Raw genomic sequence first — 14,337 nt, forward strand, 5'->3', positions numbered from 1 at the left:
CATATGCGCAAACTTGCTCGCTGGTGCTTCCGGCACCGTTGGATCGTCCTCATCTCCTGGATCGTGGCCCTCGTCGGGCTCTCGGCCATCCACGCCGGCGCCGGCAGCAACTACCGCGACGAGTTCAAGCTCAGCGGTACGGACAGCTTCGACGCGCTGCACCTGCTGCAGCGCAGCGCCCCGAAGGCCTCGGGCGATCAGGAGACGATCGTCGTCAAGGCCAAGGACGGCACGGTCACCGACCCCGCCGTCAAGCAGCGCGTCGAGTCGATGCTCGGCCAGGTCGGCAAGCTGCCGCACGTGGCGTCCGTCGCATCGCCCTACGCCAAGGGCGGCGCGACGCAGATCTCCAAGGACGGCAAGATCGCGTTCGCGACGGTCACCCTGGACGACGACGTCGTCACCGTCCCGATCGACGCCACCAAGAAGCTCGTGTCGACCGCGCAGAAGTCGGCCGACGACCAGCTGCAGGTCGAGCTCGGCGGCCAGGCGATCGAGCAGGCGCGCCAGCAGGGCGGCGGCGGGCTGCTGATCGGCATCGCCTTCGCGCTGATCGTGCTGTTCATCGTCTTCGGCTCGTTCCTCGCCGCGCTGCTGCCCATGATCGGGGCGATCGTCTCGCTCGGCGTCGGCGTCGCGGTGATCGGGCTGCTCTCGCACGCGATCACGATGGCGTCCTTCAGCCAGGAGCTGTCGCTGCTCATCGGCCTCGGCGTCGGGGTCGACTACGCGCTGTTCATCGTCACGCGATATCGCCAGGAGGTCCTGCGCGGCGTCCAGCCCGAGGACGCCGCGGTCAACGCGCTGGACACCTCCGGCCGCGCCGTGCTCTTCGCCGGCATCACGGTGTGCATCGCGCTGCTGGGCATGTTCGCGCTGGGCGTGAGCTTCCTCTACGGCGTCGCGACCGCGGCCAGCATCGTCGTCGCGTTCACGGTGCTCTCGGCGCTGACGCTCCTGCCCGCGCTGCTGAGCTTCTTCGGCCGCCGCGTGCTGACCGGCAGGCAGCGCCGCGCCGTCGAGGCCGGCGAGCTGACGACGACCGACGAGTCGCCCTCGTGGGCGCGCTGGGCCGGCGTCCTGCAGCGGCGTCCCGCGGTGATGGCCGCCGCGGCGACCATCGTCATGCTGCTGCTCGCCGCGCCGTTCCTGTCGATGCGCCTGGGCTCGTCGGACGCGGGCTCGGACCCGACGGCCTCGACCACCCGCAAGGCCTATGACCTGCTGGCCCAGGGCTTCGGCCCGGGCTTCAACGGCCCGCTGCAGCTCGTGGCGCAGACGCCGGCGGCCGAGCAGAAGGCGGCGTTCAAGCGCGTCGTCGACGCCGTGGCCAAGAGCCCGGGGGTCGTGGCGACCACGCCGCCGGTGACGGTCGGCAAGGACATCTCCCTGGCGCAGGTCTACCCCAAGGACTCGCCCCAGGACAAGGCCACCAACGACCTCGTGCAGAAGCTGCGCAAGGACGTGGTGCCGGCGGCCGGGAAGGGGCAGGTCCACGTGCTCGTGGGCGGCTCGACGGCGATCGGCATCGACTTCTCCAAGGTCCTGTCCGACAAGCTGCCGCTGTTCATCGGCATCGTCGTGCTGCTGTCGTTCCTCCTGCTGATGGCCGTGTTCCGCAGCCTGGTGATCCCGCTGATGGCGGCGATCATGAACCTGCTGTCGGTCGCCGCGGCGTTCGGCGTGGTGGTCGCGATGTTCCAGTGGGGCTGGGGCGCGGAGCTGATCGGCGTCGACCGCACGGGGCCGATCGAGGCGTTCCTGCCCGTGATGGTGTTCGCGATCCTGTTCGGGTTGTCGATGGACTACGAGGTGTTCCTCGTCAGCCGCATCTACGAGGAGTGGCACAAGCGCCGCGACAACCGCGAGGCCATCGTCCACGGGCTCGCGGCGACCGGCCGCACGATTACCGCGGCGGCCGCGATCATGGTCCTGGTGTTCGGGGCGTTCGTCCTCGGCGGCGAGCGCGTGATCAAGCTGTTCGGCATCGGCCTGGCCAGCGCCGTGCTGCTCGACGCGCTCATCGTGCGCTCCGTGCTCGTCCCCGGGCTGATGCTCATGGTGGGCAAGTGGAACTGGTGGCTGCCGGGGTGGCTTGACCGCATCTTGCCGCGCCTCAACGTCGAGGGCTCGACCGACGAGCCGACACCCCCGGCGACGGCGCAGCAGCCGGCGGTGCCCGAGCACGTCTGATACGCGGCCGCCGCGGCTCTAAGGTCCATCGGAGACCCAATGGCCGCTCCCCTGCATCCCGCGCTGAAGGCCGTCAGCGACGCCGTCCTGGCCGTCGCCCGCCAGCACTCGGTCGACGACGTGCTCCAGCGGCTGGTCGACTCGGCGCGGGAGCTGGCGGGCGCGCGCTACGCCGCCCTCGGCATCCCGGATGGCGAGGGCGGCTTCCGGCGCTTCCTCGTCGCGGGCATGAGCGACGAGCTGATCGCCCGGCTCGGGCCGCTGCCCCGGTCGCACGGCGTGCTCGGCGCGATGCTCGAGTCGCCCGCGCCGGTGCGCACCGAGGACCTGCACGAGCACCCGCGCTTCGGCGGCTGGTGGCCCGACGGCCACCCCGACATGCGCTCGTTCCTCGGCGTGCCGATCGTCGCGCCGGAAGGCGTGATCGGCGCCTTCTACCTCACGCACAAGGAGGGCGCGCCCGCCTTCGACGACGGCGACCAGGAGCTCATCGAGCTGCTCGCCGCCCACGCCGCGATCGCCATCACCAACGCGCGGCTCTACGAGCGCAGCCGCGAGCTGTCGATCCTCTCGGAGCGCAACCGCCTCGCGCTCGAGCTGCACGACGCGGTCAGCCAGAAGCTCTTCGGCCTCGTGCTCACCGCGGAGTCCGCCGGCACGCTGCTGGACCGCGACGCCGACGGCGCCCGCGCGCAGGTCGACCGCCTCGGCCAGCTCGCCGGCGAGGCGCTCGACGAGCTGCGCGCGCTCATCCTCGAGCTGCGCCCGCCCGACCTCGTCCGCGACGGGCTGTGCGGGGCGCTGCGCAAGCACGTCGAGGCGCTGGACCGGCTGCACGCGACCGAGATCGACCTCGACGCCGACGACGGCGTCAGCGCCGGTGGGGACGGCACGCGCGACGCCGAGGTGCTGCGCATCGCCCAGGAGGCGATCGCCAACGCCGTGCAGCACGCCGGCGCCGACCACGTGTCGGTGCGGATCGCGAGCGCCACCGAGCCCGACGGCCTGCGCCTGTCGGTCGCCGACGACGGCGGCGGCTTCGATCCCGCCGCGCCCGAGCTGCGCGCGCGGCGCCTCGGCCTCACGTCGATGGAGGAGCGCGCCGCGCGCCTGGGCGCCCGGCTGACGATCCGCTCGGCGCCCGGCGCCGGCACGACCGTGACGCTCGAGGTCGACCGTGCCTGAGCCGATCCGCGTGCTGATCGTCGACGACCACGCCGTCGTGCGCGAGGGCCTGCGCACGTTCCTGGGGCTGCAGGAGGGCCTCGTCGTGGTCGGCGAGGCCGCCGACGGCGAGGAGGCGCTCCAGCAGGTTGAAGGCCTTGCTCCCGACGTGGTGCTGATGGACCTGGTGATGCCGCGCCTGGACGGCGTCGGCGCGATGCAGGCGCTGCGGGCCCGCGGCGCGAGCGCCCGCGTGATCGTCCTGACGAGCTTCGCCGACGACGAGCGGATCCTCCCCGCGATCCAGGCCGGCGCCGCCGGCTACCTCCTCAAGAACGTCGCGCCGGCCGAGCTGGCGCGCGCCGTCCACGCGGCCCACGCGGGAGAGGCGCTCCTCGATCCCTCGGTCGCCGCGCGCCTGGTCGCCGCGGTGGTCGGCGGCGCGGCGGATCCGCGGCCGCCCGAGCACACGCTCGCCGACGCGCTCACGCCCCGCGAGCGCGAGGTGCTCGCGCTGCTCGCCCGCGGGCTGGCCAACAAGCGCATCGCCCGCGAGCTGGGCGTGAGCGAGAAGACGGTCAAGGCGCACGTCGGGCACCTGCTGGCCAAGCTCGGCGTCGCCGACCGCACGCAGGCCGCGCTGTACGCGGTGCGCACCGGGCTCGCCGAGGACGCGGCGGCGCCACGGTCCTAGGACCAATTGCCGCTACCACTCGGGACCCGCCGGCGCCTAGCGTCGCGGACATGCCCAACGCCATCATCACCGGAGCCTCCCGCGGCCTCGGCCTCGCGCTCGCCCGGGCGCTGGCCGCCGACGGCTGGCGGCTGACGCTCGACGCGCGCACCGCCGCCGACCTCGAGCGCGCCGCCCGCGAGCTGGGCCGCCTCACGGAGGTCGTCGCCCTGCCCGGCGACGTCGCCGACGCCGCCCACCGCCGCGCGCTGGTCGCCGCCGCGGGCAAGGACATCAACCTGCTCGTCAACAACGCGAGCGTCCTCGGCCCGAGCCCCCAGCCGGCGCTCGCCGAGTACCCGCTCGACGTCCTGGAGCGCGTCTACCGCGTCAACGTGCTGGCGCCGCTCGGCCTCATCCAGACCGCGCTGCCGCGTCTGCGCCTCGGCGCCGCGATCGTCAACGTCACCTCCGACGCCGCCGTGGAGGACTACCCCGGCTGGGGCGGCTACGGCTCGTCGAAGGCCGCGCTGGACCAGCTGACGGCGACGCTGGCGGCCGAGCACCCGGGCCTGAGGTTCTACGCGGTCGATCCGGGCGACATGCGCACGCGGATGCACCAGGAGGCGTTCCCCGACCAGGACATCTCCGACCGGCCGCTGCCCGAGGCGATCGTGCCCGGCCTGCTCGAGCTGCTGCGCCAGCCGCACCCCAGCGGGCGCTACCGCGTCCCGCATCCCGCGGAGGTCGGTGCATGAGCGCCGCGGCGTTCGCGCTGCCCAGCGCGCTGGAGGCCCGCGAGCCGCCGGAGGCGCGCGGGATCGCCCGCGACGCGGTGCGGCTCATGGTCGCGGCACGCAGCGACGGCACGCTCGCCCACCGCCGCTTCACCGACCTCCCCGACGTCCTGGGGCCGGGAGACGTCCTGGTGGTCAACACGTCGGCGACGCTCCCCGCGGCCGTCGACGCCCACCGCCCCGGCGGCGCCGCCGTGCAGGTGCGCTTCGCCACGGCGGCGCCCCACCTGCCGCCGCCGTGGTGGGTCGTCGAGGTCCGCACGGCCGGCGGCGCGGCGCGGCTGCGCTCCGTCCGCGCATCCGAGCGCCTGGCCCTGCCGGGCGGCGCGAGCGCCGAGCTGGTCGCGCCGTACGCGTCGGGCTCACGCCTGTGGCTGGCGCGACTGGATCTCGGGACGGAGGCCGGCGGCGGCCTGCCCGCCTACCTGGCCCGCCACGGCGCGCCGATCCGCTACCCCTACGTGCCCCGCGCCTGGCCGCTGTCCGACTACCAGACCGCGTTCGCCACCGACCCCGGCAGCGCCGAGATGCCCAGCGCCGGGCGGCCGTTCACGCCCGAGCTGATCGCCCGGCTGGTCGCTCGCGGCGTCCGCTTCGCGCCCGTGACGCTGCACACGGGCGTGTCCTCGCCCGAGCGCCACGAGCCGCCGTACCTCGAGGCCTACGCGGTCGGCGCCGCCGCAGCACGGCTCGTCAACGCCGCGCGCGGCTGGGGCGGGCGGATCGTCGCCGTCGGCACCACCGCCGTCCGCGCGCTGGAGACCGTGGCCGCCCCCGACGGCACCGTCGTGCAGGGCGCCGGCTGGACCGGCCTCGTGCTCGGCCGCGAGCGCGGTCTGCGCGCGGTCGACGGCCTGATCACTGGCTGGCACGAGCCCCACGCCACCCATCTGCAGCTGCTCGAGGCGGTCGCTGGCGCCGCGCTGCTCGATGCCTCCTACCGCGCGGCGCTGGAGCGCGGATACCTCTGGCACGAGTTCGGCGACAGCCACCTCGTCCTGCCGTAAAACCCACCGGTTCGGGTGGGGGCGAGTGTGTTTGGACTTGTACGCAACCGTTCCGATGAGGCATGCTGCATGGCGACCAGTCGTTTCGCTCCCTCGGGACAGGGGGCGCGACGGCCGCCAGCGCAGAGTTTTCGAGACCGAGCGTGACGCGAGCTGGTCCTTCTCCCAGCGGGCCGGGCGCTTCCCCTGGCGCCCGGCCCGTTGACCTAACAGCCCGCCAAATGACCGACCACGCCCTGCCCGGCCGGGAACCGACCTCCGTCGCCTCCTCGCCGATCGCGGCGCTGCATCTGCTCGTCTCCATGCTCGGTGAGGCCGAGGTCGCCGCACCCGGCGGCTCGTTCTACGATCGCCTGGCCGAGGCGGTGTGCCGCCTGGGCTCCATGCGGCGCGCCGTGGTGTTCATCTCCGACGACGTCCGGCGGCGCGTCTGGGCGGTCGGCAGCCACAACCTCGACGTCGGCCTGCTCAGCGACGAGCCGATCCAGGTCATCCCCCTGGCGCTGCGGGCGCTGGAGCGCGACGAGGTGATCGAGATCGCGACCGCGCTGACGCAGGAGCTGCCGGCCCGCGACGTCGCCCGCTTCGAGCTGACCGACATCACCTGCATCCCGATGTCGGCCGGCGGCCGGCACTACGGCGTCGTGCTGGCCGAGCGCGGCACGGGCGCGTCCGCGCTGACCGACCCCGAGCGCGACGGGCTCTGGACGCTCGGCAAGGTCTGCGCGCTGGCGGCCTCGGCCCGAGCGGCCACGCGCCAGCAGGAGCGGGCGCGCCACCTCGCCGACCGCCTCGACCTCGCACGCGACGTGCACGAGCGCGTCGTGCAGCGGCTCTTCGGCGTGAGCCTCGCGCTCGGCGCGCCCGGCGACCTGACCGCGGCGCAGCGCGAGCGCTGCGCCGACGAGCTGCAGGCGGCCACGCAGGAGCTGCGCCACGCGATCCAGCGTCCGATGGCGCGGGCGGCGCGGGAGGTCGACACGACGCTGCGCGAGGAGCTCCAGCGCCTCGCCGCCGAGCACGCCGACCTGCACCTGGCCGTGCGCTGGGACGCCGGCGCCGAGATCCCGGCGGCGCTGGAGCCGCTCGCGCAGACCGTCGTCGGCGAGGCGGTGCGCAACGCCCGCAAGCATGCCCGACCGTCGCGGATCGACGTCCACGTGGGGCGCGAGCCGGGCGCGCTGGCCATCGCGGTCGTCAACGACGGCGTCGGGCCCGGCGCCCCCGCCGGTGCCGGCGTGGGGCTGCGCCTCGCCGCGTTCGAGGCGCTGAACTTCGGCGCGGCGGTCGACTTCGGCCGCACGCCGCCCGACCGCTGGCACGTCCGGCTCGTCCTCCCGCTGCCGGCGGCGGCCGCATGACCCAGCGCGGCAAGCTCACCGTCCTGGTGGTCGACGACCACGACATCGTCCACTGGGGCATGCGGATCGTGCTCGTCCAGCAGGACTGGGTCGAGCGCTGCCTCCCGGCGACGACGGGCGCCGAGGCCGAGGAGCGCGCGCGCCGCTACCGGCCGCACGTCGCGCTGATCGACCTGTTCGTCGGCGACGAGGCCGGCACCGACATCGCGCGCCGCGTGCGGGCCGCGCATCCGGCCACGCGCGTGCTGCTCGTCTCGGGCGCGGGGCGCATCTCGGCGACGGCCGCGCGCGCCGCCGGCGCCGCGGGGTTCGTGACCAAGGACCGCAGCGCCGCGGAGATCGTCGAGGCGATCCACCGCGTCGGCACCGGCGACGATGTCTTCGACACCCCCGTCACACCGTCGTCGCAGCGCCTCACCGCACGCGAGCGCGAGGTGCTCGAGCTCGTCGCCGCCGGGCTGACGAACGCCGAGATCGCCGCGCAGCTGAAGCTCTCGCCCAACACGGTCAAGGAGCACGCCAGCTCCATGTTCCGCAAGCTCGGCGCCCGCAACCGGGCCGACGCCGTGCAGCGCGCGCAGCGCCTCGGCGTCCTGGCCTAGGGGTGCCGTAGGCGGCCAGCCAGGCCAAGGCCCACGACGGCCAGCCGTCGCCGCCGGAGGTGGGTCCCCAGTCGCGATAGCGACACAGTCTCCTAGTGGGCCACGCGCGGCAATTCTTCGCCCGGCGGTCACAAATCGGGCGCCCCGCGCAACTTAACGATGATCACCGTTCCGGGAAAGGACCCGCGTTGCCCACCTCATTCGCGTTTCGCACCGTCGCCCTCGTCGCCCTCTTCGCCTTCGCCGCCGGCTGCCTGGCGGCGGTCGCCCCGGCGCAGGACGTCGCCCCAGCGCCGCAGCGCACCCTGGTCGCCTCCGGCACCGGCTCGGTGAAGCCGGCGCCCCGCGACAGCAACAGCAACGCCTCGATCGTCGCGGCCGTCGAGAAGGCCGAGGCCAAGGCGCTGCCGATCGCCGTCGCCGACGCCCGCTCGCAGGCCCAGGAGCTCGCCACCGCGACGGGGGTCACGCTCGGCACGCTGGTGTCGGTGTCCAACAGCGGCGCGACGAACGGGTTCTACGGGCCGATCTTCTACTCCAACGGCTCGTTCGGCCCGGGCAAGTACTGCGGCAACGTCCGTTCGCGCTCGGTCACCGTCGACGCCAACGGCAAGCGCCACCTGGGCAAGCTCAAGACGCGCCGGGTCTGCCGCGTGCCGAACACCGTTCAGCGGGTCGTGTGGCTGACGTTCGCGATCGGCTGAGCGCCCGTCGGCGAAGGCCGCCTACCGGGCGGCCTTCACCTTGATCTTCGCGCTCACCGTCTTGCCGTCGGAGCGGATGCCGGTGACCGTGAGCGTCTGGCTGGAGCCGCTCTTGACCTTGCGCTTGAGGCGCAGGACACCCCTGGGGAGCGTGAGCTGGATCGCGCGGGCCGTCTTGCCCTTGGGCGCCTTGAACGCGATGCGGCCCTTGGACCAGCGGACGGTCGCGCCCTTGAGCTTCTTGTTGGCCATCACGAGCCGGCCGGACTTCTTGACGGCGGCCGACGAGGCGATCTTCAGCGTCGAGGGCAGCTTCAGCCGGAGCTCGCGCAGCGGCGCCGTGGCGGCCAGCGTCAGGCGCAGGGTCGGGCGCTGCTTGGCGACGCCGTAGAGCTCTCCGGTGCCCGAGAGCGGGGCGCAGCCGATGACGGTCGCCTTGACCGTCTGGTTGCCCTTCGCCCCGGAGTGCGCGCCGTAGGTGGCCTGGACCGTCGGATCCTGGTCGCAGAGGCCCTTGCTGGTCGCCAGGACGGCCCTCGGGCCACCGGAGAGGTCCAGCACCAGGCGCCGCAGCGGAACGTCCGGGATGCCCTCGAACGTGGTGACCAGGCGCTTTCCGAGCGCGACCGTGCCCTTCAGGCGCAGAAGGCCGAGGTCGAGCGCGATACCCGGCAGTCCGCCCTTGGTGGCGCCCTGCGTCAGGTAGACGCCGCCCGAGAGCCGGGTCGGGAGCAGCGGCGTCTCGGCGGTGACCCCGCCGATCTTCGACGCCGCCGGGCAGGTGCCGCTCTGCAGCTGCGCGTCGGCGCAGACGGACTTGAGGTTCTTGAGGTCGACGCCGATGCCGTCGGGCAGCGACACGACCGTCCGGCTCATGGCCGCCTGACCGGCGGGCTGCTCGATGGTGACCTTCAGCGGCGGGTGCTTGCCCTTGGCGACCTCGCCGGCCGAGCCGACGGAGGCGGTGAGCTTCGGGCTGAACGCCAGCTTGTCGCAGCCCGTCGCCTGGTAGGGCGCGTCGGCCGTGGCCGTCGTGCCGCCGACGGCGGTGAACGTGCCGTGCAGCGGGTTGGCCGCGCACGACGTGGCGTTCTGCATGAAGCCCTTGCGATCGATCGTCAGGTCGATCGAGCGGTAGGCCGTCGGGATGCCCTGCAGCGACTGCGGCAGGTCCTCGGTGACCACGTCGATCCCCGTGTCGGGGCGCAGCACGAGCTTGTTCATCACCACCACGGTCCCGAGGTCCATCGCTGGGACGTTCGTGTTGACCGAGACGGCCAGGCCGGCGATCCCGCCGTCGAAGCCCTTGGTCAGGTAGACCTTGCCTGGCAGCGACAGCGGCATCGGGCCCGTGCCGACCGCGACCTTGGCGCTGCCGACCAGCGATGCGTCGGTGCACGCGTTGGCGCGCGCGTCGGCGACCTCGCAGGCCGGCACCGCCGGCAGCTTGCCGGTCAGGCCCGGCGGCAGCGAGACCTTGGCGTCGAGCAGCCGGAGGTTCTTGTCGGGCCGCAGGATGTTGACGGTCAGCGCGGCGTCGCCGCCGGCCTGCGTGTCGGGCAGCGAAGCGCTGAGCCCCGGCGCGAACGTCGGCGGCTGGCAGTCGATCACCTTGAAGGTGTTGTTCGGCGACGCCACCGCGCCACCGCCCCACGGCGTCATGTCGGCGGTGACCGAGTAGTCACCGCACGCGGTCGGCGACGTGAGCGTGGCGCGCCCGTCGCCGGGATCGGTGTAGATGAACTTGAAGGACGTGAACGGGACCTGCGGCTGGTCGGTGAAGTGCGCGGTGACCGCCGTCGTGTCGGGATCGATCGTGGCGAATCCGCCGAGCTTCAGGCGCAGTCGTGCATCCTCGACGGAGATGAAGTTGACGAGCGGCACGCCCGGGCGCGGCGTGCCGAAGTACACCTTGCCGGTCAGCGTGGCGCCGGGGAACAGCGGCGTGACGAACTCCACGCGCCCCATCTCCGAGCTCGCCGGGCAGCCAGGAGGCGCGTCGATGCCGAAGCCGAACTGCTCGGGCGTGCACGGCTCGAGGCCGTTGGCCAGCGGCGGGTTGAGCTGCAGGCCGACCGGCAGCTTGAGGTCGACGTCCTTGAGGTAGGCCTGGCGGATCGCGCTGTCGCTGTTGGGCGTGTCGTCGATCATCAGCGTCGCGGACGCCTCGCCCGGCGTGTCGGCCGGTGACGTGGCCGGACCGACCTGGAGCTGCGGCGTGAAGGGCAGGTTGCCGCAGCCGCTGGGAATGAAGGACCCGGTCGCGCTCGCCGTGGCGTTCTCGTACGACGTGACGCTCAGCGTCGTCGTGGCCGGGACGTCGCAGCGCGTCGGCAGCGTGATGAAGGGCTTGCCCATGTCGCGCCCCGTTCCGGCCTTCGGACCCCAGAGCGTGAGGGCCATGTGCGTGATCGTGATGTCGGACTCGCCCACGAGGGGAAGGGTGATGCGGCGAGGGATACCCGCCGTGATCGAACGCAGGCCTGCATCAGCAACACGAACGCGCACGGGTGCCTCCAGCGCGACGGGGCTAAGCGCGCCTGCCCCCTGGTTCAACAGGATGCCCAGGCGCGCGGGCTCAGTGGCCGTTGGGGCGAGGTTGTAGATCTCCCCGCTTGCGGTCAGTCCTTCGCCGACGAGCGGGATGCCGGTGTCGATGATGGAGGAGACGTCACCAACCCGGCTGCCTGCGGGACAGCTGTGCGACGACGCCAGGAAATCAGCCCGCGCGCACGTCGTGGCCGCGGTCGGATCGCCCACGACACCGGCCGGAAGATCGAGCACCAGGTCCTTGGCGTCGTCGCTCGACCCGCCGTTGGCCAGATCGAACGCGATGCAGAAATCGCGATGGCTGCCTGCCTGGTAGGTGCCGCTGCACGGCTTGGCACTGACGTTCGTTGGCGTGACGGTTGCGCTCGCAGCACCCGTCATCCCGAACAGCGCGCAGCACAGCACGCCCACAGCAACGATCCATCGATGACCCACGACCATCTCCCCTGGTTCCCCTGATTCCCCCGAATAGGCAGCCGCCGCACCAGTGAACGTGCGCGGCCACCCGTAACGCTAAGGCATACCCACGGAAAGCGGTAGTTCGAACCCGATTGGGAAGAAAAAGGCGAGAGCCCCGCACTTGGCGAGGCTCTCGGTGAAGCGGGATGTGGCGGTGCTTACTTCTTGCGCGCGCCGTTGACGGCCGTCTTGAGGCCGGCTCCAGCGGAGAACTTCGGGGCCTTGCTGGCCTTGATCTTCACGGTCTCACCGGTCTGCGGGTTACGACCCGTGCGAGCGGCGCGCTTGGACACCGAGAACTTGCCAAAGCCGGTGAGGGCGACCTCGTCACCCTTCTTGAGGGTCTTCTCGACGGTCGTGATCACGGCCTCGACGGCCTTGCGAGCATCGGCGTTGGTGAGGCCGCTCTCCTTGGCGATGGCCTCGACGAACTCGGTCTTGTTCATGCGGTTGCTCCTGAATCGACGGCAAACAGTGGGCGCAGCCTAGAGCAGCCGCCGTACCGCATGTCCGGCGGCCGGGCGCGGGCACTCGTGCGTCGCGCCCGGATCACCAGGTTCAATCCTTGCGGAGGGCGTCCTTGACCTTGTCGGCGGCCTCGCCGACCTTGTCCTCGATCGTGCCCCCGCCGGGAGGCCTCGTACGCGCGGAGATCAGGCCCACGACGCGCCCGAGGACCTCCGGCCGCAGCTCGAAGAACCGCAGGCGCCGTCCTGCGGTCGTGAACACGCGCATCTGGCCGTGACGGCGCAGGCGCCCGCCGCTGCGGGCCTCCACGCCGGCGATATCTCGGTGGCGCAGGTACCGGACGCGGCCCATGATCGCGTCGTCGCGCAGCCACAGCAGCCGGCGGTCGGTCACCGCGAGCTGGACGTCGTGGCTGTCGCCCGTGGCGGTCAGCACGACCTCGTCGACCTCCTCGCCGTCCTCGAGCGTCGCCAGCAGCTCGCGGGCCAGCACGCGCCGGACCTCCGGCGCCAGCCAGTCGCCGGCGATCCGCGGCGAACCGGCCTCGGCTGGCCGGCCGCCCGCGCCGGAGCCGCCGGCCGCGGCCGCGGTCGCCACGCGCGACATGTGCTCGGACTCCAGGCGATCGCGCAGGAGGTCGTAGGCCGCGTTGATCGAGATCATCATCTCGCCGGCCGCCTCGCCGGCGCGGTCGGGGTGGAAGCGCTTGGCCAGCCCGCGGTAGGCGCGCTGGACCGCCTCGGGGGAGGCGCCGGGCTCGAGACCGAGGACGGCATGCGGATCCACCCCTCCATTGTCGCGAACGCGTGTCCGCACCGACCCACGTCGCTCAACCTGGCGCCCGAAATGGCCGATACTCCCGGCCGTGATGCCCACCCGACAGGAACGTGTGTACCTCGAGACGGCCCGGCACCGGATCGCCGGGACGCTGACGCTGGCCCGCGACGGCTACCGCAGCCGCGTCTCCGACGTGCTCAACGCCTCCGAGCGCGACTTCATCCCGCTCACCGACGTCACCGTCGAGCTCGTCGGCAACGAGGGGCCGGGCACCCACCACGACTTCCTCGCGGTCTCCCGGCACCACGTCGTCATCGCGATTCCCGAGCTGCCCGAGGACGGCGCCCTGGAGCCGGCGGAGATGGCCGTGCCGCCCGCCGGCGTGCTGTAGGCGCCGCCGCCTACGGCACCCCTAGATGAGTAGTTCCACGGGGTCAGGTGGTGTATTGGATCAGGGAGCGGCTGGGGAGGCCGAGTCGGTGGTTGAGTGCGACGGCGGCGGCGAGCGCGAGGAAGCGGCAGGCCAGGCGGGTTCTGAGGCCGTGCAGGGTGCGTGCGCCGTGGCGTTCGAGAGTGAGGATGTCTTTGGCGGTCCAGTAGATCGACTCGATGCGTTGGCGGATCGGCGCGAGGTGCATTGCCTTACCGGGCTCGTCTTTGCGTCGCGGGCGATGGATGTGAGCGTCCAGCGCGGCGAGGTCGGTCTCGAACTGCTTGCCGCGGAAGTTCTTGTCGCCGATCAGCGTCAGGACCTGGCCGGGCAGCCGCTGACAGCGTGCGACCAGTTGCAGGCAGACTTCCTTTTCGTCGATCTTTGGCGAGGTCAGCGCCAGCGCTCTGTGGGTGCCGTCCATCGCAAACAGGGTGTGCAGCCGGAAGCCGTAGAAGTAGCGGCTGTGGCTGGCGCAGTAGCCGTAGTCGGCGGCGTTGGCCAGAGCGTCGTCAAGGCTGGAGTGCCCGCCGCGCTTGACCGTTTGCCTGGAGCGGGCGCACTCGACGGGGGTGCTGTCGACGAGCAGCACGTTGTCGGTCGATCCCGGGCTGTGGCGCGCAAACTCGGCGGTCAGCGCTTCGATCGTGTCGGCCAATGCCTCGCGTCGCTTGTAGAAGCCCTCGCGGTCGGGCAGCGTCGGGAACAGGTGCCCGAGGCGCTTGCGAGCAGTCGCGATGAACCGCTCATCAGACGGGATGCCCATCATCGACTGCGCGACGCAAAGCGTGACGACCTCGGCGTCGGTCACGATTCGCCGGGCGTTTCCTGGCTTTTTGGGCAGGAGATCGTCCGCGGTGCAGAACACCGCAATCAACAGCAGGTCGAGGTCGGCGAGCATCGAGGCTCCTCCTGGGAGTCGGCGGTGACATCAAGCACCGCTGACTTCGACCTGTCTGTTTATGTCCCCTTCCAGCCAGCCCGTCCCCAACAAGCCGTGGAACTACTCATCTAGGAGCGTGGGTCGCTAAGCGGCGCGGGCGTGGTCTGGCGGGGCCGCTGTTGGGTGTGGGCCGGTTTTCAGGCCCGTGGCGGGTGGGCGGGGCGCGAAGCGCCCCGCCCGTTGTCGTTGGGTGCTGCCAGCGGCTGCGG

12 protein-coding genes and 1 pseudogene are annotated in these 14,337 nt (G+C 72.4%); 9 read left to right on the forward strand and 4 right to left on the reverse strand.

All coding sequences use genetic code 11. From position 1 onward, the window contains the following. Window positions 1–3: 3 nt before the first annotated feature. The 8 genes from VK501_RS24140 to VK501_RS24175 all read left to right on the forward strand — a co-directional run bounded on the left by VK501_RS24140 (window position 4) and on the right by VK501_RS24175 (window position 8,501). Window positions 4–2,193 (forward strand): MMPL family transporter, encoded by a 2,190-nt coding sequence (locus VK501_RS24140; RefSeq protein ID WP_324342063.1) that lies wholly within the window; start codon window positions 4–6, stop codon window positions 2,191–2,193. 39 nt (window positions 2,194–2,232) lie between these two features. Next, window positions 2,233–3,378, forward strand: coding sequence for a GAF domain-containing sensor histidine kinase (locus tag VK501_RS24145; RefSeq protein WP_324342065.1), 1,146 nt, complete (start codon window positions 2,233–2,235; stop codon window positions 3,376–3,378). Continuing rightward, complete coding sequence (locus tag VK501_RS24150) at window positions 3,371–4,051, forward strand: response regulator transcription factor (protein ID WP_324342066.1); 681 nt, start codon at window positions 3,371–3,373, stop codon at window positions 4,049–4,051. The genes VK501_RS24145 and VK501_RS24150 overlap by 8 nt, the downstream gene beginning before the upstream one ends. Window positions 4,052–4,101: 50 nt before the next feature. Continuing rightward, window positions 4,102–4,788 carry an SDR family oxidoreductase gene (locus VK501_RS24155; RefSeq protein WP_324342067.1) on the forward strand — a complete coding sequence of 229 codons (687 nt, stop codon included), beginning with the start codon at window positions 4,102–4,104 and terminating at the stop codon, window positions 4,786–4,788. Beyond that, window positions 4,785–5,834 carry an S-adenosylmethionine:tRNA ribosyltransferase-isomerase gene (locus VK501_RS24160; RefSeq protein ID WP_324342069.1) on the forward strand — a complete coding sequence of 350 codons (1,050 nt, stop codon included), beginning with the start codon at window positions 4,785–4,787 and terminating at the stop codon, window positions 5,832–5,834. The genes VK501_RS24155 and VK501_RS24160 overlap by 4 nt, the downstream gene beginning before the upstream one ends. A gap of 221 nt (window positions 5,835–6,055) precedes the next feature. Continuing rightward, window positions 6,056–7,195 carry a hypothetical protein gene (locus VK501_RS24165; RefSeq protein WP_324342071.1) on the forward strand — a complete coding sequence of 380 codons (1,140 nt, stop codon included), beginning with the start codon at window positions 6,056–6,058 and terminating at the stop codon, window positions 7,193–7,195. Beyond that, a complete protein-coding gene (locus tag VK501_RS24170; RefSeq protein WP_324342073.1) occupies window positions 7,192–7,797 on the forward strand; it encodes a response regulator transcription factor in 606 nt (201 codons plus the stop codon). The genes VK501_RS24165 and VK501_RS24170 overlap by 4 nt, the downstream gene beginning before the upstream one ends. A gap of 188 nt (window positions 7,798–7,985) precedes the next feature. Further along, window positions 7,986–8,501, forward strand: coding sequence for an SIMPL domain-containing protein (locus VK501_RS24175; protein WP_324342075.1), 516 nt, complete (start codon window positions 7,986–7,988; stop codon window positions 8,499–8,501). Window positions 8,502–8,522: 21 nt separating this feature from the next. Here the strand turns inward: VK501_RS24175 and VK501_RS24180 are convergent, their stop codons facing one another. The 3 genes and pseudogenes from VK501_RS24180 to VK501_RS24190 all read right to left on the reverse strand — a co-directional run bounded on the left by VK501_RS24180 (window position 8,523) and on the right by VK501_RS24190 (window position 12,764). Further along, window positions 8,523–11,486, reverse strand: a complete 2,964-nt coding sequence (locus tag VK501_RS24180; protein WP_324342078.1) for a hypothetical protein — start codon at window positions 11,484–11,486, stop codon at window positions 8,523–8,525. 182 nt (window positions 11,487–11,668) lie between these two features. Then, window positions 11,669–11,971 (reverse strand): annotated as a pseudogene (locus VK501_RS24185) (HU family DNA-binding protein); the annotation flags it as partial. 97 nt (window positions 11,972–12,068) lie between these two features. Further along, window positions 12,069–12,764 carry a J domain-containing protein gene (locus tag VK501_RS24190; protein ID WP_324342080.1) on the reverse strand — a complete coding sequence of 232 codons (696 nt, stop codon included), beginning with the start codon at window positions 12,762–12,764 and terminating at the stop codon, window positions 12,069–12,071. Between the two features lie 82 nt (window positions 12,765–12,846). Here VK501_RS24190 and VK501_RS24195 point away from each other — a divergent pair, with 82 nt between their 5' ends. Next, on the forward strand, window positions 12,847–13,146 hold the full coding sequence (locus VK501_RS24195) for a hypothetical protein (RefSeq protein WP_324342081.1): 300 nt from the start codon (window positions 12,847–12,849) through the stop codon (window positions 13,144–13,146). A 43-nt stretch (window positions 13,147–13,189) separates the two neighbouring features. On the opposite strand, the gene VK501_RS24200 is transcribed toward VK501_RS24195, so the two are convergent. Beyond that, a complete protein-coding gene (locus VK501_RS24200) occupies window positions 13,190–14,086 on the reverse strand; it encodes an IS982 family transposase (RefSeq protein ID WP_324342083.1) in 897 nt (298 codons plus the stop codon). Window positions 14,087–14,337 lie beyond the last annotated feature (251 nt).

This window comes from Baekduia sp. (assembly GCF_035318805.1).
Taxonomy (GTDB): domain Bacteria; phylum Actinomycetota; class Thermoleophilia; order Solirubrobacterales; family Solirubrobacteraceae; genus Baekduia.

What these genes read in the sequence shown, in the direction of transcription:
- VK501_RS24140 (WP_324342063.1), top strand. Translation starts at nt 4, where the DNA reads ATGCGCAAACTTGCTCGCTGGTGCTTCCGGCACCGTTGGATCGTCCTC.
- VK501_RS24145 (WP_324342065.1), top strand. Translation starts at nt 2,233, where the DNA reads ATGGCCGCTCCCCTGCATCCCGCGCTGAAGGCCGTCAGCGACGCCGTC.
- VK501_RS24155 (WP_324342067.1), top strand. Translation starts at nt 4,102, where the DNA reads ATGCCCAACGCCATCATCACCGGAGCCTCCCGCGGCCTCGGCCTCGCG.
- VK501_RS24160 (WP_324342069.1), top strand. Translation starts at nt 4,785, where the DNA reads ATGAGCGCCGCGGCGTTCGCGCTGCCCAGCGCGCTGGAGGCCCGCGAG.
- VK501_RS24165 (WP_324342071.1), top strand. Translation starts at nt 6,056, where the DNA reads ATGACCGACCACGCCCTGCCCGGCCGGGAACCGACCTCCGTCGCCTCC.
- VK501_RS24170 (WP_324342073.1), top strand. Translation starts at nt 7,192, where the DNA reads ATGACCCAGCGCGGCAAGCTCACCGTCCTGGTGGTCGACGACCACGAC.
- VK501_RS24195 (WP_324342081.1), top strand. Translation starts at nt 12,847, where the DNA reads ATGCCCACCCGACAGGAACGTGTGTACCTCGAGACGGCCCGGCACCGG.
- VK501_RS24200 (WP_324342083.1), bottom strand. Translation starts at nt 14,086, where the DNA reads ATGCTCGCCGACCTCGACCTGCTGTTGATTGCGGTGTTCTGCACCGCG.